We start from the raw sequence: 26,897 nt of genomic DNA, 5'->3' as shown, positions 1-26,897 counted from the left end.
GGGATTCAGATGTAGCCCGGGAACGGCGGTACGCCGAGGAACACCGAGCCGGCGCCGTCGTACAGGCCTTCGCTGAGGAAGGCGTGCTGGGTCACCACCATCGAGTCACGCAAGTAGCGTTGCAGCGGATGGCGCAGGTAAATGGCGGTGGTGCCGGCCAGGCTGTAGGCGCTCTGCACCACCTCGGCACCGGCCTGGGACACATGAATGGCCGACAGGCGCAACAGGCTGGTCTGCTCCGGCGTGACCGGGTTGCCGGCCAGGATCGAGTTCCACACCTGCTCGGTGGTGTTGTAGAAGAAACCGCGCGCGGCGCTGAGCTTGGCTTCAGCCTTGGCGATCTCGATGCGCACGTAAGCGCGGTCGGACAATTTCGGCGCGCCGGTGATGCCGCTGCCACCCGCCATGCGGCTGATTTCGTCCAGCGCGGCACGGGCCAGTCCGAGGTTGACCACCGCCAGCACTTGCGCGGCGTAGGCGATGGATGGATAGCGGAACAGCGGCTCGTCGATGGTCGAGGCACCGCCGCGGATGAACGTCCAGCGCTCGTCAACGCGTTTATCGGTCACTCGCAGGTCATGGCTGCCGGTGCCTTTGAGGCCGACCACTTCCCAGTTCTCGACGATGTCTACCTGCTCCGGGCGGAACACAGCGGTGCGCGGCTTGCCGCCAGCGGCGCCGATGCCAACGCCCAACAGGTCTGCGCCTTTGCAGCCACTGGCGAATTTCCAGGTGCCATTGACCTGATAGCCGCCTTCTACTGCCTCCGCCGGTTGCAAGGGGAACAAGCCGCCGGCGAACACCAGGTCAGGGCTTTCGGCGTAGAGTTCAGCCAGGGTTTCCCGTGGTAAAGCAGCCAGGTAGACACCGGCGCTGCCGAAGCTGGCCACCCAGCCCGCCGAGCCGTCGGCTTCGGAGATGCGTTCGACCATTTGCAGGAACAGGTGCGGTGCCAGGGCGTCGCCACCGAAGCATTTCGGCGTGGCGGCACGGTAGATGCCCACTTGTTTGAAGCGCTCGATCATGTCCCGTGGCACGTGGGAGCCAGTGTCGAATTCTTCGCGGCGCCGGCGCACTTCATCCAGTACCTGCGCAAAGGCCTGGCTGTCGACGACATTCTCGTCAACGCCGATCGATGCGTCTTGTTGCGCAACCGCTGAACGCAGCATGGGCATTCTCCGTTTTGTTTATTGTTAGTGGGGTGACACGCATGCCCCGTTGTAGGAGCGAGCCTGCTCGCGATGGTCGTCAACGATGACGCTGGAAACCTGGCACCCCGTGGCGCTCTCAGGTTCATCGCGAGCAGGCTCGTTCCTACAGGGAATCGGCGTGGTCACCCTTGCATTGCGGTCCAGTGTAAAAACCGCATCCGGCCGCCACTATTGGTGCGTGCAGCCCCCTCGCTAAAGAAAACCCCTAGACCCACACCGGTAACCTCTGAGCGCATCCCGCTGTGCGAGCAGGTATAAAACGCCATACTGCAAATCTCTGCCGCCAGGGGCCGTGCGATGTACCAGCCAAAACCGAACGACTTTTATGCGCTGATCGAAGCCATGCCGCTGTGCATCATTCTTCATGACGCGCACACCAAGGAAATTCTCTGGGCCAACGCCGCTGCCCTGGCGGCGTTGGGCTTTACCCTGGAAGAACTGACGCCGCTGAAGGCCTCCGACATGACCCGCGATGCGCCGAAATACCGGCGTTCCATAGGTTTGCGCTGGCTCGAAAGGGCCGCGCGCACCGGGCAACGGACCATCGAGTGGTGCTATCGCTCCAAGCAAGGGGTGGAGATTCTTTCCGAGGCGGTGGCGACCCTGGTGCACCTGGACGGTCGCGATGTGTTGATGGTGCAGTTCCGTGACATTTCCAAAGAGGACAAGGTCAAGCGCGACCTCAAGCGTTTCGAGAGCCGGCTCAAGGCCTTCATGCAGGACCTGGCCGAAGGTGTGGCGGTGCTCGGCCCCGAGGGCGATATAGGTTTTATCAGCGACTCCGGCGCGCACCTGCTCGACAGCGAAGTGCACCAGCTGATGGGCGAGAACTTCCTGGCCTGGTGCGACGACGCTTCGCGTCAGCGCTTGTTGCAACAGTTCGCCCATGAGACGCCGGAGCACGCGCCGTTCAACGTGCACTACAAGGTGCAGCGCCGGAACGGCGAATGGCGCTGGCATGACGCAACTTGTCGCTACATCGAGATCGAGGACGATCTGGTCGGCCATCTGCTGCTGTTCCGCGACGTGACCGAGCAGGTGCAGGCCGAAGAGGCGCGGCGAGTCAGCGAGCAGAAGCTCGAGTACCTGGCGCGCTACAACGCCATGGGCGAAATGGCCGTGGCCATCGCCCACGAGCTGAGCCAGCCATTGGCGGCGACCCGCAACTTTATTGAGGGCGCAGTGATTCGCCTGGGCAACACGGGTGAAACCGATCAAGGCGTCGCCTGGGGCTTGCAGAGCGCCGTGCGGCAAATCGAGCATGCCTCGGTGATCATCAAGAGCGTGCGCGATTACGTGGTCAAGCTGGAGCAGACTGAAGAGCTGGTCGACCTTAATGAGCTGCTGCGCGAAACCCGCTACTTCATCAGCCTGCGCGCCGATCCGAGCCGGGTGCGCGTGGAAATCGTCGCCGCGTCCGAACCGCTGCGGGTGAGTTGCGAGAAGGTGTTGATCGGCCAGGTGATCCTCAACCTGGCCTTCAACGCCATTGAAGAAATGGCCGACCTGCCCACTGAACGACGCCTGTTGCGTATCCACGCCAGTCGCGAGAACGATGTGGCACTGGTGCGCATCGAAGACTGCGGTCGCGGCATCCAGGCCCAGGCGCAGGAGAAGCTGTTCGACGGCTTTTTCTCGTCCAAGGTCAGCGGCAACGGCATCGGCCTGGCGCTGTGCAAGAACATCATCGGCAGACATCGTGGCGATATCTGGGCGCAAAACCTGGAGCCGTGCGGCGCGGTGTTTACCTTCGCCCTTCCCCTCGCCAATCCCGCCTGACCTGCGCCACTACTGCGGTCTGACATACACAAATCCTGTGGCGAGGGGGCTTGCCCCCGTTCGGTTGCGCAGCAGCCGCAAAACCTGCTGGCACGGTGTGACTGGCAAATGCTGGGGCCGCTTCGCGACCCAACGGGGGCAAGCCCCCTCGCCACAAATGCAGCTTCGCCCTTCTCACCTCTGACGCCAGTCAAACCCCCGCCTTATCAGATTGTGCAGCCAGTTTCATGACACTGGCACAGACACACAAACACTTGGCAGGCAGGGCAATTCTCCCGATATCGGGGCACGGCAGAATCAAAGGGTAAAAATCTGCCAAAGCACCCGCGATCCGCGTTACCAACAATTCAGGAAGTTCCCCTTATGCGAACAAACAGGATCTCCGTACAGTCAGCGCTAGGCCTGAGCCTGCTTGTACTCGGTTTGAACAGTGCCCGCGCGGACTTGCCCGCCGGTACGATTGGCCAGACCGTTCTGGCGTTCCCACCCGAAGCTCACCGCGCGTTTGTCATCGACGTCGAGTTCGACAGTTTTGTCGCTGGCCGCGTGACCGTGGTCGACCCGGACCAGAAGCGCATCCTCGGCATGGTGCCGACCGGTTTCGCAGCGCCGTCGACCCTCAGTCACGACAAAAAAACCATCTATAGTGCGGATATCTGGTATTCCCGCGGCACCCGCGGCACCCGCACCGACGTGCTCACCGCGTGGGACAGCTCGACCCTGTCGCCGGCCTGGGAAGTGCTGATTCCGAACAAGCGCGCCGAATCGCTGACCCAGCGTTATGCGCTCAAGCCAAGCGGCGACGACAAGTTCGTCTACGTCTACAACTTCACCCCGTCGACTTCGGTGACCGTGGTCGATACCCAGACCAAGGCGGTTGCCACGGAAATCGCCATCCCCGGTTGCGTGCTCAACTACCCGGTCGGTAACCGCCGCTTCGCCTCGCTGTGCGGCGACGGCAGCCTGCAAGTGGTGACCCTCAACGATCAAGGCCAGGAAACCGCGCGCAGCCGCACGCCGTTCTTTGATCCGAACGCGGAAAAACTGGTAGAGCGCGCCGTCAACGTCGGCGACACCTACTACTTCACCACCACGACCGGCACCGTACGCCCGGTGGATTTCGCCGGTGATGCGCCGAAGGTCCTGCCGTCCTGGTCACTGGTTTCCGACGAAGACAAGAAGGCCGGCTGGGCGCCGGGTGGCTGGCAGATGATGGCCGTGGCGCCGAAGCTGGACCGCCTGTACGTGCTGATGCACGACGCCCACGAACCGATGAAGTGGGAAGACCCGAGCCCGCTGATCTGGGCGTTTGACCTCAAGACCCACAAGAAGGTGGCGACACTGGAAGCCCCGGTTCCGGTGTGGAGCATGCAGGCAACCGGCGACGACAAGCCGTTGTTGCTCGGCACCGACGTGGAAGGCGGTTTGCAGATTTTCGATCTGAAGACCAACAAGCTCACCGGCAGCATGCCGAAAGTCGCCAAAACCGCGACTCAGGTCCTGAGCTACTAAGAGGTTCGGCCATGCACACAGACCCGATCTTCATCATTGCCAGCGCCATCGCCATCGCGGTGTTGCTGGCCAGCGCCGCGACCCACAAGTTGCGCGCGCCGGTCCGCTTCGCCCGGCAACTGGCGGACTATCAACTGCTGCCCGAGGCGCTGGTGCGCCCGACGGCACGGTTGGTGCCGCTGTTGGAACTGGCCATTGCCTTTGCCCTGCTGGTGCCGGTCAGCCGTGGTTACGCCGCGTTGAGCGCCGCCAGCCTGTTGGCCCTGTACGCCGCCGCCATCGGCATCAACCTGTGGCGCGGTCGCGCGGACATCGACTGCGGTTGCGCCGGTCCCGACCAGGCACAGCCGCTGCGTCCGGTGCTGCTGGCACGTAACAGCGCACTGATAGCGCTGGCGCTGGTGGCCAGCGTGGCGCCGGTTGCCCGCGACCTCAACCTGTTCGATGGGTTCGTGACCCTGGCTGCCGCCGCAGTTGCGCTGCTCATCTACGCCGCCGCCGATGGGCTGCTGGCGAACTCCCCTCTTCTGCTCAAATTGATTGGTAGGTAATCGAAATGGAAGGCTTGATTGTTTCCAACGTTCTGCTCTGGGTGCTGCTGGTGGCCGTGGCGTTTGTCGTCATGGGCCTGGTGCGGCAGATTGGCGTATTGCACGGTCGCCTGGCCCCGGCTGGCGCGCTGATGGTCGACAAAGGGGTGGCGGTCAATGAACCCGCGCCGCAAGTCACCGCCAGCGACCGTCACGGTCGCCCGGTGAACTTCGGTTACGCCGGCGAGAAATCGCAACTGCTGTTCTTCCTCTCGCCGACCTGCCCGATCTGCAAGTCGCTGCTGCCGGCGATCAAATCCATCGCCAAGGAGCAGGCCGATCGTCTTGACGTGGTGTTCGTCAGCGATGGCGACATGGACGCCCAGCAAGCGCTGATCCGCGAACACAAACTCGAAGACGCCACCTATGTGGTCGGTCCGGAAGTGGGCATGACCTACCAGATCGGCAAGCTGCCGTACGCCGCGCTGATCGACAAGGCCGGCACCCTGCGCGCCAAAGGCCTGGTCAACTCCCGCGAGCACCTGGACAGCCTGTTCGAAGTCGAGCATTTGAAGCACGCCACGTTGCAGCAATACCTCAATGCCCAACCGCACACCCACGATCACGACCACAGCCACGGCCATAGCCACTGATAAGGCAGGGAGACCTTTATGAAACTGCTGGATCTGTTGTTTGAGCGTTCGTCCCGCCGTGTCGCCGACACCACCTCGCGCCGCAAACTGCTGGCACGCATGGGTTCGCTGATGGTGGCCGGTGCCGCCCTGCCCCTGTTGCTGCCGCTGGACCGCACCAGCAAGGCCCTGGCCGCGGAGCCTGCGCAGGCCGGCGACCCGGGCGATCCGAACAGCTGCGACTACTGGCGCTACTGCTCCATCGACGGCTTTCTGTGCAGCTGCTGCGGTGGGTCGGTGACGTCCTGCCCACCAGGCACCGAAGCCTCGCAAGTGACCTGGATCGGCACCTGCCGTAACCCGGCCGACGGCAAGGACTACATCATTTCGTACAACGACTGCTGCGGTAAGCAAAGCTGCGCCCAGTGCGCCTGTACCCGTAACGACAGTGAAGAACCGGCCTACCGCCCGTTCAACAACAACGATGTGAACTGGTGCCTGGCCGCCAAATCGCACATCTACCACTGCACCGTTTCGGTCATCCGCGGCGTCGCCGTTTAAAGAACGCGCTTTGCGCCGGTTGCTCGCGCAATCGGCGCTTTTTTTTCTGTGGCTGCTTTTCTTTTTTTTACTGCTTTGTGTGTACCTGTAGGAGCGAGCTTGCTCGCGAAGAACTCAAGGGCGACGCGTTAAACCAGATAGCCCGCGTTATCGTTGACGTCCTTCGCGAGCAAGCTCGCTCCTACAACAGGTGCCAAACCGGTCATCAGCGGAGTTGGATTACATGCGTAGTTTGATATTGCTCGGTCTCGTCTGCGCCCTGAGCGCCCCGCTCGCTTTCGCCCGGGCCATTCCCGACCCGGCGCAGAGCCATGCGCCGGGCAACGAAGACGTTCAAACCCCGATTGCCCAGGCTGGCTACAGCGTCGGCGTGAACTACCAGCTGCAATGCGCCGGTTGCCACCTGGGCGACGGCACGGGTTCGGCCGCCAACGACACGCCACGGATGAAAGGTTTCGTCGGTAACTTCCTGAAAGTGCCCGGTGGCCGCGAATTCCTCGTGCGGGTGCCGGGCATGTCGCAGTCAGCGCTGAACAACGCACAACTGGCGGACCTGCTCAACTGGCTGTTGCGCGAAGACGGCATGGCGGGTAGCAGCATGCCGGCCGATTATCAGCCTTACACCGCCAAAGAAGTCATGGCGTTGCGCGCCAAGACCATGCTCAACCTGCCCGGCACCCGTGGTGAGTTGATCAAGGCCATGCGTGCCCAAAGCATCGCGATCGATGACGGGATGAATTACTGAGAACAATTTGCCCCGCCCCGCTTCAACATCAACCGCCCGGACGATGGACGCGTTGACGGCAAATAAGTAACGTAACCGGTGCTGTTTTCGAACCTGGAAAATCGAAAAGGGAGTTTGCATCGTGACCGAAGAGACAAAAACCAAAGGACCGGCTTCGTACTTCCCGTCCATTGAAAAAAAGTACGGGCAGCCGATCAGCCATTGGCTGGACCTGCTCAAGTCTGTCAGCGACAAGAAACACATGGAGATGGTGGCCTGGCTCAAAACCGAACACGGAATGGGTCATGGTCACGCCAATGCGCTGGTTGCCTATCATCTGGCAGCCACCAAAAGCGCCTAGCCACCGGTCCATCCTTTGCTGTGCTATCGGTGGTGCCGAGTAAAACCGGCTCCACCGTAAGTCTTCTGTTGCCCTATTCTTTCATCCAACCCATCACGCCGGACATCGACCATGTCAGCCCCCGAATCCATCCTCCTCGACAGCTGGCACCACAACGCCCGGGCCTGGATCGACGCCATACGCAGCGGCACCATCGAAAGCCGCCTCAAGGTCACCGACCAGGCCATCCTGCTGGCGGTGCTGGGTCGCCAGCCCGAGCGTGTGCTCGACCTGGGTTGCGGTGAAGGCTGGTTGCTGCGTGCGTTGGCAGACCGGGCCATCGATGCGGTCGGCGTGGATGGCGATGCGACGCTGGTGGAGGCGGCGCGGACGGCGGGCACTGCGCGGGTGCATTTGGCGAGCTATGAACAACTGGCTGAAGCGAAAGTCGACATCGGCCGCGACTACAACCTGATCTGCGCCAACTTCGCCCTGCTGCATCAGGACATCATCCCCCTGCTCGCCGCCATGAACACCCTGCTCGCCCCGGGTGGCGCGCTGCTGATCCAGACGCTGCACCCGTGGGCGGCTGCGGCGGGCGACTACCAGGATGGCTGGCGGGAAGAGACCTTCTTTGGCTTCAAGGGGCAGTGGCAGCCCATGCCATGGTATTTCCGCACCCTGTCCAGTTGGCTGAATGCACTGGACATGGCCGGCTTTGCATTGGCCGGCCTGCAGGAGCCACAGCACCCGCAAAGCCCCGTGCCGCAGTCATTGCTGTTGGTGGCCGAACCACGGCGCTGAGTGGCTTTAATATCGCACACAGTTCTTGCCCCGCCGAACATCCCTGCGGGAGCGAGCTTGCTCGCGAAGAGACCGGCACATTCAACATCGATTTCGCCTGTCATGCCGCCATCGCGAGCAAGCTCGCTCCCACAGGTTCAGTGGTTGTACGCAACATCTGTGAACCACCCCAATCACTGCGGGAGCGAGCTTGCTCGCGAAGAGGCCGGCACATTCAACATCGATTTCGCCTGACATTCCGCCTTCGCGAGCAAGCTCGCTCCTACAGGTTCAGTGGCTGTACGCAAAATCTGCGAACCACCCCAATCACTGTGGGAGCGAGCTTGCTCGCGATGAGGCCGGCACATTCAACATTGATTTCGCCTGACATTCCGCCATCGCGAGCAAGCTCGCTCCCACAGGTTCAGTAGCTGTACGCAAAATCTGCGAACCACACAAATCACTGTGGGAGCGAGCTTGCTCGCGATGAGGCCGGCACATTCAACATCGATTTCGCCTGTCATGCCGTCATCGCGAGCAAGCTCGCTCCCACAGGTTCTGCGGCTGTACGCAAAATCTGCGAACCACCCCAATCACTGTGGGAGCGAGCTTGCTCGCGATGAGGCCGGCACATTCAACATCGATTTCGCCTGACATTCCGCCTCTGCGAGCAGGCTCGCTCCCACAGGTTCAGTGGCTGTACGCAAAATCTGCGAACCACACAAATCACTGTGGGAGCGAGCTTGCTCGCGATGAGGCCACAGGTTTCAGTGGTGCACCCAATACAGCGTCAGGCCCACTCTTTACGCAGCTGACGCGCAGCGTTGACCATGTGCACCAGCGCCGCTTCGGTTTCCGGCCAACCGCGGGTCTTCAGGCCGCAGTCCGGGTTGACCCACAGGCGGTCGGCGGGAATACGCTTGGCGGCCTTGCGCAGCAGGTTGGCCATTTCCGAGGAGTCCGGCACCCTTGGCGAGTGGATGTCATACACGCCCGGGCCGATTTCGTTCGGGTAGGCGAAGGCTTCGAACGCGTCCAGCAGTTCCATGTCCGAGCGCGAGGTTTCGATGGTGATCACGTCGGCATCCATGGCGGCGATGGACTCGATCACATCGTTGAACTCGCTGTAGCACATGTGGGTGTGGATCTGGGTTTCGTCGCGCACACCGGAGGCGCACAGGCGGAACACTTCGGTCGCCCAGTCCAGGTAGTGCTGCCACTGCGCCTGGCGCAACGGCAGGCCTTCGCGGAATGCGGCTTCGTCGATTTGCACGATCTTGATTCCGGCGGCTTCCAGGTCCACCACTTCATCACGGATCGCCAGGGCCAGTTGACGAGCCTGCACTTCGCGGGTCACGTCTTCGCGGGGGAACGACCACATCAGCATGGTTACGGGGCCGGTCAGCATGCCCTTCATCATCTTGTCGGTGAGGCCCTGGGCATAGCGGATCCACTCCACGGTCATGGCTTTCGGACGGCTCAGGTCACCGAATATCACCGCCGGTTTCACGCAACGCGAGCCGTAGCTCTGGACCCAGCCGAAACGGGTGAACACATAGCCGTCAAGTTGCTCGGCGAAGTATTCGACCATGTCGTTACGCTCGGCTTCACCGTGCACCAGCACGTCCAGGCCCAGGTTTTCCTGCACTTGCACGGCGTGACGGATCTCACTGTGCATGGCTTCGGTGTATTCGGCTTCGGTCAGCTTGCCTTGCTTGAACGACTGGCGAGCCAGACGGATCGACGCGGTTTGCGGGAACGAACCGATGGTGGTGGTCGGGAACAGCGGCAGGTTCAGGCCGGCGCGCTGTTTCTCGATGCGCCGGGCAAACAGCGAATGACGCTGGCTGTCCTTGACAGTGATGGCGGCCACACGCGCCTGCACGGCCGGTTTGTGGATGCGTGGCGACGCAGCACGGCTGGCCTGTACGGCGCGGCTTTGGGTCAGCGCTTCAAGCACCTTCGGCGCTTCCGGCTCGTTGACGGCCTGAGCCAGCACCGCGACTTCTTCACACTTCTGCACGGCAAACGCCAGCCAGCTTTTCAGTTCGGCATCGAGCTTGTCTTCACGCCCCAGATCAACCGGGCTGTGCAGCAGCGAGCAGGATGGCGCGACCCACAGCCGATCACCCAGACGCTCATGAGCATGCTGCAGGGTGGCCAACGCGTTTTCCAGGTCGCAGCGCCAGACGTTACGGCCGTTGACCAGGCCCAGCGACAGCACTTTGTAGGCCGGCAGGCGATCGAGGATGGTCGGGTACTGCTCAGGTGCGCGCACCAGATCGATGTGCAGGCCGTCCACCGGCAGATTGGCGGCCAGGCCCAGGTTTTCTTCCAGCCCACCGAAGTACGTGGCGACCAGTTTCTTCAACGGGTCACGCTGAATCAGGTTGTAGGCCCGCTCAAAGGCGTTTTTCCAGTCCTGCGGCAGGTCGAGCACCAGGATCGGCTCGTCGATTTGCACCCACTCGACGCCCTGTGCCGCCAGGCGCTGGAAGATCTGGCCGTACAACGGCAACAGACGATCCAGCAGCTCCAGCTTGTCGAATTCGACGCCCTTGGCCTTGCCCAGCCACAGGTAAGTCAGTGGGCCGATGATCACCGGCTTGACGTTGTGCCCCAGTGCGCGGGCTTCCTCGACTTCTTCGAACAACTGGTCCCAGCCGAGCTGGAACTGCTGATCGGCGCTGAACTCAGGGACAAGGTAGTGATAGTTGGTGTCGAACCACTTGGTCATTTCCTGGGCATGCGCACCGCCGCAGCAGCTGTCGCTCACACCGCGCGCCATGCCGAACAGGGTTTGCAGGCTGGCCTTGCCATCGTGCGGGCGGAATCGCTCAGGGATCACACCGAACATCAACGAGTGGGTCAGGACCTGGTCGTACCATGCGAAGTCGCCGACCGGCAGCAGCTCGATACCGGCCTTTTTCTGCAAGTCCCAGTGGGTCTTGCGCAGGTCGCGGCCCACGGTGCGCAGACCGGCTTCGTCGAGTTCGCCCTTCCAGAACGCCTCTTGAGCCTTTTTCAGTTCGCGGTCGCGACCAATGCGCGGAAAACCAAGGGAATGGGCCACAGCCATGTCAAATAACTCCAATGCGTTCGATGGGAGCCATTGTCGACAGTGTCAGCGAGTGAGACAAACTCATTTTAATCGTGATGATCACAAGTTCTTCTCATGATCCGAAGCACTGCACAACGGGCGCTGGATGGACATCTGGTTCAAGGCGCTCGCCCGTGGCGTGTGCGTAAGCCGCGCGTCGATGGCATCATCACCCGCTACGAAAGTTTCGATACCCGCCCCCACCCTCTGATCGGCTAAGGAATAGTCCCGATGCGTATCAAAACACTGCCGGCCTGTGCCACGGCGCCCTGCCCGGACGCCAAAGCGCAGACCGCCGGGATCAGCCCATGACGGCCATCTTTCGGCCGCGTCCGACGTTGATCTTTTTGCTGCTGTTGCTGGTGTTGGTGTTCTGGCTGTCCCTGGCCCTCGGACCGGTCAGCCTGCCCCTGGGCGATACCTTGCTGGGCGGGATGCGTCTGCTCGGGTTGCCACTTGACGGTGGTGACACGCAGCAGGCGGAGTTGATCCTCGGGCAGATTCGCCTGCCGCGCAGCTTGCTCGGCATCGCCGTGGGGTCAGTACTGGCGTTGTCCGGCGTGGCGATGCAGGGGTTGTTCCGCAATCCCTTGGCCGATCCGGGTCTGGTCGGTGTGTCCGGCGGTGCTGCGCTCGGTGCCGCCCTTGCCATCGTCGGCGGCAGCCTGCTCGGTGGCTTGCCGCCTGCGATCGAACCCTACCTGCTGTCGGTGAGCGCCTTCGCCGGTGGCTTGATCGTCACGGCGGTGGTGTATCGCTTCGGTCGCCGCAACGGGCAAACCGACGTTGCCACCATGCTCTTGGCGGGTGTGGCGATGACGGCCATGGCCGGTGCCGGGGTCGGGCTGTTCACCTACCTGGCCGACGATGCCACCTTGCGCACCCTGACGTTCTGGAACCTGGGCAGCCTCAACGGTGCCAGTTACCCGCGCTTGTGGCCATTGCTGATCGTCACCCTGAGCGTAGCGTTGTGGTTGCCCCGCAGGGCGGCGGCGCTCAATGCATTGCTGCTGGGTGAATCGGAGGCCCGTCACCTGGGTTTTGACATCGAGCGGATCAAACTTGAGCTGGTGTTGTGCACGGCGCTCGGCGTCGGCGCGGCAGTCGCGGCGGCCGGGCTGATCGGTTTCATCGGCCTGGTGGTGCCGCATCTGATGCGCCTGCTGGTCGGCCCGGATCACCGGGTGTTGCTGCCCGCGTCGTTGCTGGCCGGTGCCAGCCTGCTATTGCTGGCCGATCTGGCGGCGCGTTTGTTGTTGGCGCCAGCCGAATTGCCAATCGGTATCGTGACTGCACTGATCGGCGCTCCGTTCTTTCTTTATCTGCTGGTGCGAGGACGCTCCTGATGCTGCGGGCAAACAACCTGCTGGTACAACGTGGCAAGCGCACGGTGCTGACCAACATCGATATCGAGTTGCGCCCCGGTGAAGTGCTGGGTGTGCTGGGGCCGAACGGCGCCGGCAAAAGCACCCTGCTCGCCGCTTTGTGTGGTGAGCTGGCGACCAGTGAAGGCAGGGTCAGCCTCGACGAGCGTCCACTCGCCGACTGGCCGGGACAGGAACGGGCCAAGCGACTGGCCGTGCTGCCGCAGAGTTCGAGCCTGAGCTTTGCGTTTTCGGTCAATGAAATCGTCGGCATGGGACGCTTGCCTCACGCCAGCGGCCGCGTGCGCGATGCCGAAATCGTCGACGAGGCGCTCAAAGCCGCCGATGCGCTTCATCTTGCCGGACGCAGCTACCTGGCCCTGTCCGGCGGTGAACGCCAGCGCGTGCATCTGGCACGGGTGCTCGCTCAGCTCTGGCCGGGTGCCGAAGGGCAAACCCTGCTGCTCGATGAACCGACGTCGATGCTCGATCCGCTGCATCAGCACACCATTTTGCAAGCCATGCGTGACTTCGCCGAGCGCGGGGTTGCCGTGCTGGTGATTCTGCACGACCTCAATCTGGCCGCCCGTTACTGCGATCAACTACTGTTGTTGCATCAGGGCCTGCCCCACGCCTACGGTCCACCGGCAGACGTGCTGACCACCGAAACGCTGGCGGCGGTGTATGGACTACAAGTGCTGATTCACCAGCACCCGGAACGCGGCCACCCGCTGATCATCGCGCGCTGATGCCGCTCCCTCTTCTGTCATCGAGGGGGCACCTGTCCAATAAGGAAAACCGATGCGCTTTCTGTTGCTCTGTGCATTCAGCCTGTTGGCTGCCTGCCAAATCCATCAGGTCACACCACTGCCGGCGCCGATCGCCCCGCACGGCCGTGATCACGCCGACCTCGGAGTCATCCGTGAACTCGCCACGGGCCGTACGCTGACGCCGCAAGAACTTGTCCAACGCCTGGCCGTTGTGCCTCGGGTATTGGTCGGTGAACAGCACGACAACCCGGACCACCACGCCCTGCAATTGTGGCTGCTGCGCGAACTGGCGACACAACGCCCCCAGGGCAGCCTGCTGATGGAGATGCTCAACCCCGATCAACAGGCCAGGGTCGATGCCGCGCAAGCCGTGACCCGCGCGGGCCAGCCACCGGCCGATGCGTTCACGGCGCTGGCCTGGCAGGCCAATTGGGACTGGAGTGTTTATGGCGCACTCGTCACCTACGCGCTGCGGCAACCGTATCCGCTGCTGGCGGCGAACCTGGACCGCGCGCAGATCATGCAGATCTACAAACAGCGCCCGGTACTTGCGGGGCAAGCGTCCACCACCCTACAGGTGCGGGCGACCTTGCTGGATGACATCCGCCAATCCCATTGCGGCCTGCTGCCCGAAGCGCAGATGCCGGCAATGCTCGCCGTGCAACAACAGCGTGACCGGCGCATGGCCCAGCGCCTGATAGCCGCACCGACGCCGGCGTTGCTGCTGGCCGGTGCCTTCCACGTGCGCAAGGATCTGGGGGTGCCACTGCACCTGAAAGACCTCGGTGCCGGTGAAGGGAATGCGGTGCTGATCCTGGCCGAAGCGGGCAAGACCGTGACCGCCGAGAATGCGGATTACGTGTGGTACACCGCCGCGCAACCGGAACAGGATCATTGCGCGCAATTGCGTCGCTAAACCCGACCGAAACATTGTGGCGAGGGGGCTTGCCCCCGTTGGGTCGCGCAGCGACCCTGAACCCTGCAATCGCGGTTACTCAGACAAACCGCATTGCCTGGATTGGGACTACTTCGTAGTCCAACGGGGGCGAGCCCCCTCGCCACAGGTGTCGGCCTGCCGGCGCGACACTATGTCACGCCTGTACGCCGGTCCAATGGTCGTATCTGCCCCTCCGACACCGGCACAGTTTGTTAACATCCCCGCGATTTTTTCGTCTGTACAGTCATCACGCTGTCATTTCAGCCTGTTCAACAGGATGCTTTTTTTCATGAGTACTTTGTATACCCGCCGGACTGTCCTGCAAGGCATGGGCCTGTTGAGCCTGGGCCTGCTCGCCGGTTGCGACGACAGCAGCAAGCTGTCGTTCAACTACGGCAAGGACCTCAGCGACAAGATCATGGGGCGTAACTTCAAGCTCAAGAACCCTGAAGGCGAAACCAGGATGCTAGGCAGCTATCGCGGCCTGATGCCGATGGTATTCTTCGGTTTCACCCAGTGCCCGGCCGTGTGCCCGACCACCCTGGCCCGCGCCGCGCAGGCCAAGAAGCTGATGGGGCGCGATGGCGAAAGGCTGCAGGTTATCTTCATCACCCTGGACCCTGAACGCGACACGCCAGAGTTGCTGGACCAGTACGTCAAGGCGTTCGACCCGAGTTTCGAAGCCCTGTACGGCACGCTTGAAGAAACCGCCGCCACCGCCAAGGAATTCGGCGTGTTCTTTGAGAAGGTCCCGAGCGGCGATACCTATACCCTCTCCCATACCGCGACCAGTTTTGTCTTCGACTCCCGGGGCAATCTGCGCCTGGGGCTGTCCGCGTCCCTGACGGCCAAAGAGTGCGCAGAAGACCTGCTCACCGTGATGGAGGTTTGCTGAAATGAATGCCCCGCAAGCTAAAAACCGCTTCGTGCAAGGTTGCAAGCAACTGGCACTGGGCTTGGCCCTGGTCGGCTTGGCCTTTCAGGTATCGGCACAAACCCGGGTCGACGACGCCTGGGTCCGCGCCACCGTGGCCGGCCAGCCGTCGAGCGGCGCCTTCATGACCGTCACCGCCAGCAGCGACAGCAAGTTGCTGAGCGTGCAAACGCCGGTTGCCAAGCTAGTGCAGATTCATGAAATGAGCATGAAAGACGACGTGATGAAAATGCAGCAGGTGCAGTCCGTTGCGCTGCCAGCCGGCAAGCCGGTGAGCTTCAATCCCAACGGCTATCACATCATGTTGATGAATCTCACAGGTCAGATCAAGGAAGGCGACAAGGTGCCACTGACCCTGACCGTGGAAGACGCCAAGGGCGAGAAAGAGTCGATTCAGATTGAAGCCGTTGCCAAGGCGATTAACACCATGGATCACAGCAAGATGATGCATGATCACAGCAAGATGAATTGATTGCTTCGTCAGTTAAAACACAGAGCCTGTGGGAGCGAGCTTGCTCGCGATGAGGCAGGAACATTCGACATCGATGTCGCCTGACACTCCGCCATCGCGAGCAAGCTCGCTCCCACAGTTTGATCTTCAGTGAATACGAGTCCTTTTCACGTCAACTCAAACAAGCTTGAGCACCACGTTGATGTTGTTGCGCGTGGCTTTCGAGTACGGGCAATACTGGTGCCCGGTGTCGACGATTTTTTGTGCGGTTTCACGGTCCAGCCCCGGCAGGCTGACATTGAGCCGCGCCTGCAGCAGATAGCCGCCTTCATTGGTGCCCAAATCAACCTCGGCATCGACGGCCACATCCTTGGGCAACGCCACTTTCATTTCCCTGGCTGCAACTTGCATGGCGCCGATGAAACAGGCGGACCACCCGGCAGCGAACAGTTGCTCTGGATTGGTTCCGCCGCCACCCGCGCCCGGGGACGACAGCTTCACATCGAGGATACCGTCGGAGCTGCGGGACGCGCCGTCACGCCCGCCGGTGGTGTGGGTTTGGGCGGTGTACAACACTTTATCGATCTGGCTCATGATGACCTCCTGATTGAGTTGTAAAAAACCGGTTTTCACCCCATCGGGTCGCTGGGATGGTCAATCAATATAGTCGTCGCAGCCCCGCCTCGCGGTCGATCCGACCAGCGCCCCCTTCTACTTTATTTACGCGCCAACTTGTACCTGACGCAGTCCTCATAAAAGCTCTGGCGTACAGCAGTCGGCTTGAATCGCGACGGACTGTCATAAGTTTGCTCTGTAATGCCAAGTGCCATCATGCGCATCCAGGATTTTGCAAACTTGTAGACCTGGATTTTTTGGCGTGCGGCGTACAGAGAAACGCCTGAAAGCTTGAGCTCCTGTGCCCTTGCGGCGGTTCCCGCCCCCCAACTGCACATGTATTGATCATGGGTGGCCAGTTCTTTGGCTTGAGCCGAATGGGCTACACCCGCGATAACTAACGGCATTAACGCGATCCATGTCTTGCGCATCTTGACCTATTTAACTAGCTGAAAATGAACTAATTTTGCTGAGGATTTTTAAACTTGGGGGCCAGCATCGTGCCTTTTTTGCAAATTAGTGCGAAAACGAGATGTGTGACGTTATTTCTTGCGAGTTTTCAATCCTTTGCTATAGCTAAGACTCTCAATCGCCAACTAAGTGAGGCAACGGAATGTCAGTCGCAAAGAAAATGAGTGTGGGGCAACTGACAATGTTGACCGCGGTCAACATGTTGGGCTCAGGCATTGTGCTGCTACCGACGAAACTCGCGGAAGTCGGTGCAATTTCGATCCTCTCCTGGCTGATAACGGCCACCGGCTCCCTCGCTCTGGCGTACGCCTTTGCGCGATGCGGGATGCTCAGCCGCAAGACCGGCGGCATGGGCGGTTATGCCGAATACACCTTCGGTAAAGCAGGTAACTACATCACCAACTACACCTACGGCCTCTCGCTGTTGATAGCCAACGTGGCGATCAGTATTACAGCGGTCGGTTATATCCAGGTGTTGTTCGGGATAGAACTCGACTCACTGCAAGTAGGCCTGGCCACTATTGCCCTGTTGTGGATCACCACCTTCGCCAACTTTGGCGGCGCCAGCATTACCGGCCGTATCGGCGCGGTGACGGTCTGGGGTGTGATTGCACCGGTGGTGCTGGTCTCAACGGTGGGCTGGTTCTGGTTCGACAGCAGCGTATACGCCGCTGGCTGGAACCCCCACGACAAAGGCTGGTTCGAAGCGGCAGGCGCCTCGGTGGCAATTACCCTGTGGGCCTTCCTTGGCCTTGAATCGGCTTGCGCCAACACCGACGCGGTGGAAAACCCTGAGCGCAACGTACCGATTGCCGTGCTGGGCGGCACCCTGGGTGCAGCGGTGATCTACATCGTCTCCACCAACGTCATCTTCGGTATCGTCGGCAACGAAGAACTGGCCGCGTCCACTGCGCCGTTCGGCCTGGTGTTCGCCAAGATGTTCACCCCGATGGTCGGCGACATCGTGATGGCGGCCATGGTGCTCGCCTGCATCGGTTCGCTGCTGGGTTGGCAGTTCACCATCGCCCAGGTGTACAAAAGCTCGGCGGACACCGGTTACTTCCTGCCGATCTTTGCCAAGGGCAACAAAGCGGGAACGCCGATTGTCGGCATGCTGGTGCTGCTGGCGGCACAGACCGCGCTGGCCCTGCTCACCATCAGCCCCGACTTGAGCAAGCAGTTCGACACCCTGGTCAACCTCGCGGTGGTCACTAACCTTGTGCCGTACATCCTGTCCATGGCCGCGCTGATGACCATGCAGAAAGTCTCCAACGTGCCGGAAGGCAAGGCACTGGCGACCAACGTCATCGCCCTGATCGCGGCGGCCTACAGCTACCTGGCGCTGTACAGCTCCGGTGAACAGGCGCTGATGCTGGGCGGCGTGGCCACGATCGTTGGTTACACCCTGTTCGGCTTCGTCAACAACCGCCTGATCCGCCTCGAAGCGCTCAACAACAGCGTACCGACACAAACCGTCAGCGCGCAGCACCTCACTGCCGAGCCAGTGCCGGTCAACAACCTGAATTAACTCTGGAGGATCAATCATGACGGAATATAAACACTCGCTGGGCATGCTGGCGCTACTGGTCAGCAGTCCGCCGGACAAGCGAACGGTGTTTGGCCGCGCCCTGGATCAACTGGTCCACGACGTAGAGGGACGTGGCGTCAGCGTACTGGCCTCGGAAAGCCTCACCGATGCCGCCTCGATCCTGCGCTCGGACCCTGCCATTCAATGCGTGCTCATCCGGTGGGAAATGGACACCAGCGAAGGCCACGCCGACTGCACCAAATTGCTGGTCAAGCTGCGCGAGCGCAACACGCGAGTGCCGGTGTTCCTGATCAGCGACCGCACCACCGCGTCGAGCATTCCGTTGCTGGTCATGCAACACGCCGACGACTTCATCTGGCTGCCCGAGGACACCTCCCGTTTCCTCAGCGGGCGCATCCTGGCGGCCATCGAACGCTATCGTCAGGCCGCCCTGCCGCCGATGTTCGGCGCGCTGGTGAAGTTTGCCCGCAACTATGAATACTCGTGGCACACCCCAGGCCATGCCGGCGGCACGGCTTTCCTGAAGAGCACCGCAGGCCGGGCCTTCTACGAGTTCTTCGGGGAGAACCTGCTGCGTTCCGACCTGTCGATCTCGGTTGGCGAACTCGGTTCGCTGCTCGATCACAGTGGCCCTATCGGCCAGGGTGAACGCTATGCCGCCAAGGTCTTCGGCGCCCACCGCACGTATTACGTGACCAACGGCTCGTCGATGTCCAACCGCGTCATCCTCATGGCCAGCGTCACGCGCAACCAGATCGCCCTGTGCGACCGTAATTGCCACAAGTCCGCCGAGCACGCGATGACCCTGTCCGGGGCGATTCCGACCTACCTGGTGCCGACCCGCAACCGCTACGGCATCATCGGCCCGATCCTGCCGCAGACCCTGAGCGCCGAAGGCGTGAAAGCCGCCATCGCCAACAACCCGCTGGTCAAGCAAGGCATCGACCCGACGCCAGTGCACGCCATTGTCACCAACTCCACCTACGACGGCCTGACCTACAATGTCACCCGGGTCGAAGAACTGCTGGGCGAAAGCGTGGACCGTCTGCACTTCGACGAAGCCTGGTACGGTTATGCGCGCTTCAACCCGCTGTACAGCGGACGCCATGCCATGCACGGCAACCCGGCCGATCACGACAAGTCCAAGCCGACCGTGTTCGCCACCCAGTCGACCCACAAATTGCTGGCTGCCCTGTCCCAGGCCTCGATGATCCACGTGCGTGACGGGCGTAACCCGATCGAACATGCGCGTTTCAACGAGTCGTACATGATGCACGCCTCGACCTCGCCAAATTACGCGATCATGGCGTCCTGCGACGTCAGCTCGGCGATGATGGAAGCACCGAGCGGGCAGATCCTCACCAACGAGTCGATTGAAGAAGCCATCAGCTTCCGCCAGGTTCTCTCGCGCATGCACAACGAGATGGTGGGCAAGGACGACTGGTTCTTCACCTGCTGGCAGCCGCCGACCGTACAGGTTGGCGCAGCGGCCGTGCCGTTCCATGAGGTCGACCCGGCTACGCTGAAAACCGATCCGAACTGCTGGGTCCTGCACCCGAACGCGGTATGGCACGGCTTCGGCGACATCGAAGACGGCTACTGCATGCTCGACCCGATCAAGGTCTCGGTGCTCAGCCCGGGCATGGGCGACGACGGCAGCCTGCTCGCCTCCGGTATCCCCGCTTGCGTGGTCACGGCGTACCTGGGCCGTCAGGGTATCGTGGTCGAGAAAACCACCGATTTCACCATCCTGTTCCTGTTCTCCATCGGCATCACCAAAGGCAAGTGGGGCACGCTGCTCAACGCCCTGCTCGACTTCAAGCGTGACTACGACGACAACGCCGAGCTCGAGCTGTGCCTGCCCGACCTGTACAACGCCAACCAGCATCGCTATGCCGGCATGGGCCTGAAGGATCTGGCCGACGAAATCTTCGCCGCCATGAAGAAACACAAGACCACCGCCAACATGTCCCAGGCCTTCGGCACCCTGCCAAAAGCCGAGTTCAGCCCGGTGGAGGCCTACGAAAAACTGGTGCGTAACGACATCGAGCTGGTGACGCTCAACGAGGCCGCCGGACGCCTTGCCGCGACCGGTATCGTGCCGTATCCACCAGGCATCCCGCTGCTCATGCCGGGTGAGAACGCAGGGCCTGCGGACGGTCCGTTGCTGGCGTATCTCAAGGCACTGGAAGCCTTCGACAAATCCTTCCCCGGCTTCACCCATGACACCCACGGGATCGAAGTCGAAGATGGCGTTTACCGGATGCTGGTACTGAAATGAGTTAGCCAGGTTCACCGCACCCCCTGTAAGAGCGAGCTTGCTCGCGATGGAGTGTCAGCTACGTTGATGTCGACTGACACACCTTCGCGAGCAAGCTCGCTCCTACATTGCATTGTAAAACCCCCGAAATCCCTATGGGCAAACTCGATCACAGCGCTCTATGATTGATCCCCATGACCACCACCGCTGCGATCCGCTCACCCTGCCCGCCCGGCGCCTGCGACTGCGGGCGTGACCCGTTGCTGGAAACACCAGGGGCGGACCTGCGCATTCTGTTTCTGACCCGCAACGAAGAAAAACGCCTGATCGAACGCCTGGAGAACCTGCAGAGCCTGAGCGATCTGGAGCACCTGCAACGGCGCATGCTCGAACAGTTGGGCATCCGCGTGGACATCGCACCCGGTTTCAACGAAGTGCGCACCATGCGCGGCATCGGTATCCAGATTGGCGAACTGCCGGGGCTGTGCCGCAAGACCCGCGCCAACATCCCCGCCGCCATTCGCCGGGCCATGGAAAAGCGCCCGGAGATCGCCTACGAACTGCTCAATGCCAACGACCTGTTGCGTGACGCCTGATGAAGCTTCTTCTCGAACTCCCCCTCACCGACGAGATTCTCACCTCGTTCGCCCTGGCCATCGGGGCCGACCTGCAGGGCTACCGCAACCACATTTACCGGGTGCTGAATTTCCATGGAGCCCTCAGTGGTGCCGATGGCCTGCCCCCGGCCGCCGTCCAAATCGCGGCGGCGTTTCATGACCTGGGCATCTGGACCGATGACACCCTCGACTACCTGCCGCCGTCCATTGCCCTGGCCACCGAGTACCTCGACAACCAGCAACGAGCGGAACTGAAGGATGAAGTCAGCGCATTGATACTTGAGCATCACAAACTGCGCCGGTATCGCGGCGCCTACGCTGCCAGCGTCGAACCCTTCCGCCAGGCCGATCTGGTGGATGTGTCCCTGGGCCTGGTGCGTTTCGGCCTGCCCCGCAGCTTCATCAAAACCGTGCAGGCGACCTTTCCCGATCACGGCTTTCACTCGATGCTGATGAAGCTTTCAGCCCGTCAATTCATTCGCTCGCCGCTGCGCCCGCTGCCCATGTTTCGCTGGTGAAACAGGCGTCTGTTACCCCCTCGAAAATGCACCGGAACAGGATCGGTGGTCATACATGAATCGCGGGACACTGCTATGCCTTCCTTGGGAAATTTTGCCATTTCGGTGCAACGCGCCTGAAACACTAACTTTCTGATTATCCATTACTGGATATTCCGCCATTCAAACCTACGCTCTTGGCGGGGGTAACGAAATTCAATGACGGTTGGGGGCTCGTCTCGATGTACTCACGCAAGAACGCAGGAGCTCGACAGGAACCGGACAACCTTCTCCTCGAAGTTTGCGATCCTCCTTTTGCTGTCTGCGATGGCGTTACCCGGCCTGACCCTGGCCACTGACAAGGCCAAATAACAACCGAATCCACGGGTAGCCGGTGCAGTCCACCCGTATTCGAAATGGACAATTGCCGAGGGGTTCCAATGCCGATAAAAACAGCAGCCCTGCCCACCTCTGCGCTACTTGCCCTGTGCTGCCAGCAAGCCTGGGCCGGCGGCATCATGCTCTATGAAATCGGCACCGATAACGCCGGTCTGGCCAACGCCGGTGCCGCCGCCCGTGCCCAAGGCCCCTCGACCATCGCCAGCAACCCCGCGGGCATGAGCTATCTGCCAGGCACGCAAATCACCGCCGGCTTGCAGGTTCTGTACGGCGATCTGAGCTTCGACCGCGACTCCGGCACCAACACCCCGGGCAGCGGCAGTGGCAACGCCCTCGATCCGATTCCCGGTGGCAGCTTCTTCATCAGTCATGAACTCGACGAGCACTGGAGCGTCGGGTTCGGCCAGTACGGCGACTTCGGCCTGGCGGTCAATTACGACAACGACTGGTCCGGCCGCTACTTTGCGCAGAACTCAAGCCTGCTCGGCCTGTCGCTGGTACCGAGCGTGGCTTATCGCTTCAATGAGCAGTGGTCGGTCGGCCTGGGCGTCAAGGCCATGTACGGCATGTTAAAGGCAGACACCGCCATCGACCGCTCCCCTTTCGGCTTCACTGACCGCTCTGACGGCCAATACAAGTACCGGGACAACACCTGGGGCTATGGCGCCAACGTGGGCGTGATCTACGCCCCGCAACCCGGCACGCGCATCGGCCTGACCTACACCAGCCAGGTCGACCTGGACTTCAAGGACCGGCTGGACGTCAAGGGCGACGGCCGCCTGCTCGAGCGCGTCAACAACACCGATACCGAACTGGACATGAAGGTGCCGCAAACCGTCACCCTGAGCCTTTTCCAGCAACTGGACCGGCAATGGGCGTTGCTCGCCTCGGCCAACTGGCAGGACTGGTCCGAGTTCGGTGACATCGCCGTAGAGGTCGACACCACGGCGTTTGGAGCGCAATCGACAACAGTCGACGCCGGCTTCAAGGACACCTGGCACCTCTCCCTTGGCGCGCAATACCAGGCCACCGAGCAGTGGTTGTGGAACGTCGGTGTGGCCTACGACAGCAGCGCCGTCTCGGACAGCAACCGCAGCGTGGTCGTGCCGATGAGTGAATCCTGGCGCATTGCGACAGGAGCCACCTATGCTCTGAACGAGAACACCGATGTCAACGTCAGTTGGGCCATGGTCTGGCTCGGCGACATGCCGGTGGACCAGGCGAAGGCCGTATCGGGCAATCGAATCTCCGGTCAATTCGACAATGCCTGGATTCAGGCTATAAACGGAAACATGACCTGGCGATTCTGATGTCTTGTAAACGAAAGAATGACGATTTAAACCAAGGAGTAAACACCACTATGAATCTGTCCCGAAAACTGCTCGTCGGCGCTACGCTGGCCAGTCTGTTGCTAGGCGGCTGCACCTCGAAAGTGACTGAGAAGGAGCAATATTCAGGCTTCCTGTCCAACTACAACAACCTGCAGGAAGTCGAAACGCCGAGCGGCGGCACCGCGATGCGTTGGGTCAGCCCTGCGTGGAACCCGAATGCCTATGACACCGTGGTGTTCAACAAACTGGAGCTCTACCCGGCCCCCAAACCCGATGAGCGTGTCAACCAGCAGACACTGACCGACATTCAGAACTACATGACCAGCAAGGCCAAGGCTACGCTGGGCCAGAAATACCGCGTAGTGACCAACACCTCTTCCGCACCGGCGGGTTCGCGCCCCCTGATCATGCGCGCGGCGATTACCGGGGTGAACGCCGAGAACGAAGGCATGAAGTGGTATGAAGTGGTGCCCATCGCGGCCGTAGTCGGGGCAACCCAGGCAGCCACCGGTCACCGTGACCAGGAAACCACCCTGTTCATCGAAGCCGAGTTCGTCGACGCCAAGAGCAACCAGACCGTAGCCAAAGTGGTGCGCAAGGTGTTCGGCACCGAACTGAAAAACGAAAGCCAGAAGATTACCGCCAAGGACTTCAAGGCGGCGATCGACAAACTGGGTACCGACTTCCAGGCATTCCTCAAGTAAGAACAGGTTGCTCGCGTAGGAGCTACCGCGGGCTGCGATCCTTTGATCTTCAGGTTATTGAAACCATGCAAAGGTCGCAGCCTTCAGCAGCTCCTATCGGCACAGTTCACTTTTTCATCCCCACCCGCCGGCGCATCTCGGCAGTGATCGCTTGCCGGGTTTTGGGCATGTCCACCCAGGGCTCATCCCCGACTTCGGCCAGACGTTCATGCGCGTTTTGCAGGTTCCATTGATTGGCGCCCTTGAGTTCGGCCACCTCTTCGCGCCAGATCGGCATCGACACCGGCAACCCCTCGCGGGTACGTACGGCGTAGGCGCAAATGGTGGTCGCCCCCAGACCGTTGCGCAGGTAATCGATGAAAATCCGTCCGACCCGGTTCTTCGGTCCCGACACCGCGGAAAAACGCTCGGGCAACAGCCTGGCCATGTGACTGACAATGGCATGGCTGAAATCCTTGACCTCATCCCAACCGAGCTTGCGGGTCAACGGCACCACCACGTGAATTCCCTTGCCGCCGCTGGTTTTCAGAAACGCCTTGAGCCCCAGTTCATCCAGCACCGACAGCGTCAGCTGCGTGGCCTCGACCATGCGTTTCCATGGCAGCGCCGGGTCCGGGTCAAGGTCGAGGATAAAACGATCCGGCTTGTCGAGTTTGTCAGACGTCGCATTCCAGGTATGCAGTTCCACGGCATTCATCTGCACCGCGCCGACCAGCGCCTCGACGTTGTTGATGAGCATCATCGGCTGGCCGGTAAGCTGCTTATCCAGCAGGGTGATGCCGGGGATCGCCAGGTGCTCGGCATTCTTCTGGAAAAACAGCTCGCCAGCGATACCGTCCGGCGCACGCACCAGCGCCACCGGACGATCCTTGAGCTCGGGCAGGATCCACTCGGCGACGCTGGCGTAGTACTGCGCCAGTTGCAGTTTGGTGGTGCCGCTGCCGGGGTCGATCATCCGGTCCGGGTGGGTGATGCGTACCTTGCCCTCCTCCAGACCGAGTTGTGAGGGGGCGGGTGCGGTTTTCTTTCCCGTGGCAGCGGGCTTCGCCGTGCCAGCCTTTTTCGCAGTGGAGGTTTTCACGGTTTTCGCGCGCTCCTCGGTGATGGCTCGTGCCGGTTTGTCATTGCGCAGGCCATGAAACACGGCATGGCGCACCAAACCGTCCCTGGTCATTTCAGCGAAGGCCACTTCCGCCAGCAGCCGGGGTTTGAGCCAGTGCACGTCCCTGGCCTGCGAACCGCCGGGTGGATTGACCACCGGCGGCTTTTTCACCTGCAGGGGCTTGAGCTGATCATGGAGGCTGCGCAGGGTCGCCTCGTTGAACCCGGTGCCGACTTTGCCGGCATAACGCAACTGGCCGCCATCGTGATCATGCAGTCCCAGCAGCAACGCCCCGAAGGCATGGCGTGAGCCTTTCGGATCGGTGAAACCGACGATGACGAATTCCTGTCGATGCTGGCATTTGAGCTTGATCCAATCGCCGCTGCGCCGGGATACATAGGGCGACCCCTGGCGTTTGCCGATCAACCCTTCCATGTGCATCTGGCAGGCGCTGTCGAGCAAGGCGCGGGGCTCCTCGCCAAACGACTTGGAGAAACGCAGCAACGGCTCCTCACTGGTATTGAGCACCGTCGCCAGCGCAGCTCGACGCTCTTCGACCGGCACCTCGCGCAGGTCCATGCCATTGAGGTACGGCAGGTCGAACAGGTAGTAGAGAATGTCGTCGCTGCGATCCGCTTCGAAGGCGTTTTGCAGCGCCTGAAAGTCAGGGACACCCTGTTCGTCCATCACCACCATTTCACCGTCGAGCCATGCCGATTCCAGGCCCAGCGCGGTCAGGGCCATGGCCTGCCCTGGCAGTTTGTGGGTCCAGTCGTGACCATTGCGAGTGATCAGCTTCACCTCGCCATGATCGATGCGGGCCATGATCCGGTAGCCGTCGAATTTGATTTCGTAGCGCCACGGTCCGTCGGGGATTTTTTCCACCAGCGTCGCCAACTCCGGCTTTAGCAGGTCCGGCAGCCTGGCTTTGCGCGCGCCGGTCAGTGACGATGATTTTCCCGGGCGTGAAAGTTTGGCGGCGGGCTTGGTGGTCGCCGAAAAATCACGCACGCGGTTGTAGTCATCGAGGTTGCGGGGCATGGCTCACCTGCTTCGCGCCCGGACGTTGAATGCAAACGTCTCCTAACCAAGCAGAGCCAGCGAACGGCGCAATAATTCAATCGGCGTTGAAAAGGCCCGGACGGACGGGCTTGTGGCGCGGGGTACAGCTGGTGTTCCGGCTGGTTGACCGAGTCATCGTTCTTCGCGAGCAGGCTCGCTCCCACAGTGATTTTCAGCGCACACGGAATCGGCGCTCGGCGGCGGTCAAAATGTGGGAGCGAGCTTGCTCGCGATGGCGGTGTGTCAGGCTCCAGGGAGGTTGACCGGGTCGACCGCATCGCGAGCAAGCTCGCTCCCACAGTGATTTTCAGCGCACACGGAATCGGCGCTCGGCGGCGATCAAAATGTGGGAGCGAGCTTGCTCGCGATGGCGGTGTGTCAGGCTCCAGGGAGGTTGACCGGGTCGACCGCATCGCGAGCAAGCTCGCTCCCACAGTGTTTTTCAGCGCACACGGAATCTGCCCTCGATCGCGATCAAAATGTGGGAGCGAGCTTGCTCGCGATGGCGGTATGTCAGGCGCCTGGGAGGTTGACTGGGTCGACCGCATCGCGAGCAAGCTCGCTCCCACAGTGATTTTCAGCGCACACGGAATCGGCGCTCGGCGGCGATCAAAATGTGGGAGCGAGCTTGCTCGCGATGGCGGTGTGTCAGGCTCCAGGGA

General features: G+C 61.4%; 25 protein-coding genes. 20 read left to right on the top strand and 5 right to left on the bottom strand.

Annotation, left to right across the window (positions count from 1 at the left end; translation table 11 throughout):
- Positions 1-5: 5 nt before the first annotated feature.
- Positions 6-1,169: an acyl-CoA dehydrogenase family protein gene (locus KW840_RS28225; protein WP_218498459.1), complete on the bottom strand. Its 1,164-nt coding sequence runs from the start codon at positions 1,167-1,169 to the stop codon at positions 6-8.
- A 339-nt stretch (positions 1,170-1,508) separates the two neighbouring features.
- Here KW840_RS28225 and KW840_RS28220 point away from each other — a divergent pair, with 339 nt between their 5' ends.
- From KW840_RS28220 to KW840_RS28185, 8 genes are all read left to right on the top strand, one after another.
- Positions 1,509-2,990, top strand: a complete 1,482-nt coding sequence (locus KW840_RS28220; protein ID WP_218498458.1) for a sensor histidine kinase — start codon at positions 1,509-1,511, stop codon at positions 2,988-2,990.
- Between the two features lie 363 nt (positions 2,991-3,353).
- Entirely contained in the window at positions 3,354-4,502 is a 1,149-nt protein-coding gene (locus KW840_RS28215) for an amine dehydrogenase large subunit (protein WP_218498457.1), read from the top strand.
- Positions 4,503-4,513: 11 nt separating this feature from the next.
- The gene (locus tag KW840_RS28210; RefSeq protein ID WP_218498456.1) at positions 4,514-5,053 is read left to right on the top strand and encodes a MauE/DoxX family redox-associated membrane protein; all 540 of its coding nucleotides are present in this window, start codon (positions 4,514-4,516) and stop codon (positions 5,051-5,053) included.
- 5 nt (positions 5,054-5,058) lie between these two features.
- Positions 5,059-5,685, top strand: coding sequence for a methylamine dehydrogenase accessory protein MauD (gene mauD / locus KW840_RS28205; protein ID WP_150815354.1), 627 nt, complete (start codon positions 5,059-5,061; stop codon positions 5,683-5,685).
- An 18-nt stretch (positions 5,686-5,703) separates the two neighbouring features.
- Positions 5,704-6,225, top strand: a complete 522-nt coding sequence (locus KW840_RS28200) for a methylamine dehydrogenase light chain (RefSeq protein WP_008050506.1) — start codon at positions 5,704-5,706, stop codon at positions 6,223-6,225.
- Between the two features lie 223 nt (positions 6,226-6,448).
- Positions 6,449-6,970, top strand: coding sequence for a cytochrome C (locus KW840_RS28195; protein ID WP_218498455.1), 522 nt, complete (start codon positions 6,449-6,451; stop codon positions 6,968-6,970).
- Between the two features lie 121 nt (positions 6,971-7,091).
- The gene (locus KW840_RS28190) at positions 7,092-7,310 is read left to right on the top strand and encodes a DUF4287 domain-containing protein (RefSeq protein WP_057715420.1); all 219 of its coding nucleotides are present in this window, start codon (positions 7,092-7,094) and stop codon (positions 7,308-7,310) included.
- 111 nt (positions 7,311-7,421) lie between these two features.
- Entirely contained in the window at positions 7,422-8,093 is a 672-nt protein-coding gene (locus KW840_RS28185) for a bifunctional 2-polyprenyl-6-hydroxyphenol methylase/3-demethylubiquinol 3-O-methyltransferase UbiG (RefSeq protein WP_218498454.1), read from the top strand.
- Between the two features lie 769 nt (positions 8,094-8,862).
- Here the strand turns inward: KW840_RS28185 and metE are convergent.
- The gene (gene metE, locus KW840_RS28180; protein ID WP_218498453.1) at positions 8,863-11,151 is read right to left on the bottom strand and encodes a 5-methyltetrahydropteroyltriglutamate--homocysteine S-methyltransferase; all 2,289 of its coding nucleotides are present in this window, start codon (positions 11,149-11,151) and stop codon (positions 8,863-8,865) included.
- Between the two features lie 96 nt (positions 11,152-11,247).
- Here metE and KW840_RS28175 point away from each other — a divergent pair, with 96 nt between their 5' ends.
- The 6 genes from KW840_RS28175 (at position 11,248) to KW840_RS28150 (ending at position 15,649) form a co-directional block, all read left to right on the top strand.
- Complete coding sequence (locus KW840_RS28175; RefSeq protein WP_218498452.1) at positions 11,248-11,391, top strand: hypothetical protein; 144 nt, start codon at positions 11,248-11,250, stop codon at positions 11,389-11,391.
- Between the two features lie 143 nt (positions 11,392-11,534).
- Entirely contained in the window at positions 11,535-12,518 is a 984-nt protein-coding gene (locus KW840_RS28170; protein ID WP_218498466.1) for an iron ABC transporter permease, read from the top strand.
- Positions 12,518-13,285, top strand: a complete 768-nt coding sequence (locus tag KW840_RS28165) for a heme ABC transporter ATP-binding protein (protein WP_218498451.1) — start codon at positions 12,518-12,520, stop codon at positions 13,283-13,285. The genes KW840_RS28170 and KW840_RS28165 overlap by 1 nt, the downstream gene beginning before the upstream one ends.
- A 52-nt stretch (positions 13,286-13,337) precedes the next feature.
- Positions 13,338-14,222: a ChaN family lipoprotein gene (locus KW840_RS28160; protein ID WP_218498450.1), complete on the top strand. Its 885-nt coding sequence runs from the start codon at positions 13,338-13,340 to the stop codon at positions 14,220-14,222.
- Positions 14,223-14,532: 310 nt separating this feature from the next.
- Positions 14,533-15,138 carry an SCO family protein gene (locus KW840_RS28155; RefSeq protein WP_057715426.1) on the top strand — a complete coding sequence of 202 codons (606 nt, stop codon included), beginning with the start codon at positions 14,533-14,535 and terminating at the stop codon, positions 15,136-15,138.
- A 1-nt stretch (position 15,139) separates the two neighbouring features.
- Positions 15,140-15,649 (top strand): copper chaperone PCu(A)C, encoded by a 510-nt coding sequence (locus KW840_RS28150; protein ID WP_218498449.1) that lies wholly within the window; start codon positions 15,140-15,142, stop codon positions 15,647-15,649.
- Between the two features lie 156 nt (positions 15,650-15,805).
- Here KW840_RS28150 and KW840_RS28145 read toward each other — a convergent pair whose 3' ends face one another.
- Both KW840_RS28145 and KW840_RS28140 read right to left on the bottom strand, forming a co-directional pair.
- Positions 15,806-16,222, bottom strand: a complete 417-nt coding sequence (locus KW840_RS28145; RefSeq protein WP_046040328.1) for an organic hydroperoxide resistance protein — start codon at positions 16,220-16,222, stop codon at positions 15,806-15,808.
- Between the two features lie 122 nt (positions 16,223-16,344).
- Positions 16,345-16,674, bottom strand: a complete 330-nt coding sequence (locus tag KW840_RS28140) for a hypothetical protein (protein WP_218498448.1) — start codon at positions 16,672-16,674, stop codon at positions 16,345-16,347.
- 182 nt (positions 16,675-16,856) lie between these two features.
- Here KW840_RS28140 and potE point away from each other — a divergent pair, with 182 nt between their 5' ends.
- From potE to KW840_RS28110, 6 genes are all read left to right on the top strand, one after another.
- Positions 16,857-18,242 (top strand): putrescine-ornithine antiporter, encoded by a 1,386-nt coding sequence (gene potE / locus KW840_RS28135; RefSeq protein ID WP_057715429.1) that lies wholly within the window; start codon positions 16,857-16,859, stop codon positions 18,240-18,242.
- Positions 18,243-18,258: 16 nt separating this feature from the next.
- Positions 18,259-20,544, top strand: coding sequence for an Orn/Lys/Arg decarboxylase N-terminal domain-containing protein (locus tag KW840_RS28130; RefSeq protein WP_218498447.1), 2,286 nt, complete (start codon positions 18,259-18,261; stop codon positions 20,542-20,544).
- A gap of 173 nt (positions 20,545-20,717) precedes the next feature.
- The gene (locus tag KW840_RS28125) at positions 20,718-21,119 is read left to right on the top strand and encodes a hypothetical protein (protein WP_008050481.1); all 402 of its coding nucleotides are present in this window, start codon (positions 20,718-20,720) and stop codon (positions 21,117-21,119) included.
- On the top strand, positions 21,119-21,658 hold the full coding sequence (locus tag KW840_RS28120; RefSeq protein ID WP_057715431.1) for a hypothetical protein: 540 nt from the start codon (positions 21,119-21,121) through the stop codon (positions 21,656-21,658). Before KW840_RS28125 ends, KW840_RS28120 begins: the two co-directional genes overlap by 1 nt.
- 419 nt (positions 21,659-22,077) lie before the next feature.
- On the top strand, positions 22,078-23,346 hold the full coding sequence (locus KW840_RS28115) for an OmpP1/FadL family transporter (protein ID WP_218498446.1): 1,269 nt from the start codon (positions 22,078-22,080) through the stop codon (positions 23,344-23,346).
- Positions 23,347-23,396: 50 nt separating this feature from the next.
- The gene (locus KW840_RS28110; protein ID WP_057715435.1) at positions 23,397-24,071 is read left to right on the top strand and encodes a DUF3313 domain-containing protein; all 675 of its coding nucleotides are present in this window, start codon (positions 23,397-23,399) and stop codon (positions 24,069-24,071) included.
- A 106-nt stretch (positions 24,072-24,177) separates the two neighbouring features.
- Here KW840_RS28110 and ligD read toward each other — a convergent pair whose 3' ends face one another.
- Complete coding sequence (gene ligD / locus KW840_RS28105; protein ID WP_218498445.1) at positions 24,178-26,214, bottom strand: DNA ligase D; 2,037 nt, start codon at positions 26,212-26,214, stop codon at positions 24,178-24,180.
- Between the last annotated feature and the right edge of the window lie 683 nt (positions 26,215-26,897).

This window comes from Pseudomonas sp. PDM30 (assembly GCF_019218985.1).
Taxonomy (GTDB): domain Bacteria; phylum Pseudomonadota; class Gammaproteobacteria; order Pseudomonadales; family Pseudomonadaceae; genus Aquipseudomonas; species Aquipseudomonas jessenii.
Note: the sequence above shows the minus strand (reverse complement) of the source record. Positions and strands in the feature narration are given on the sequence as shown.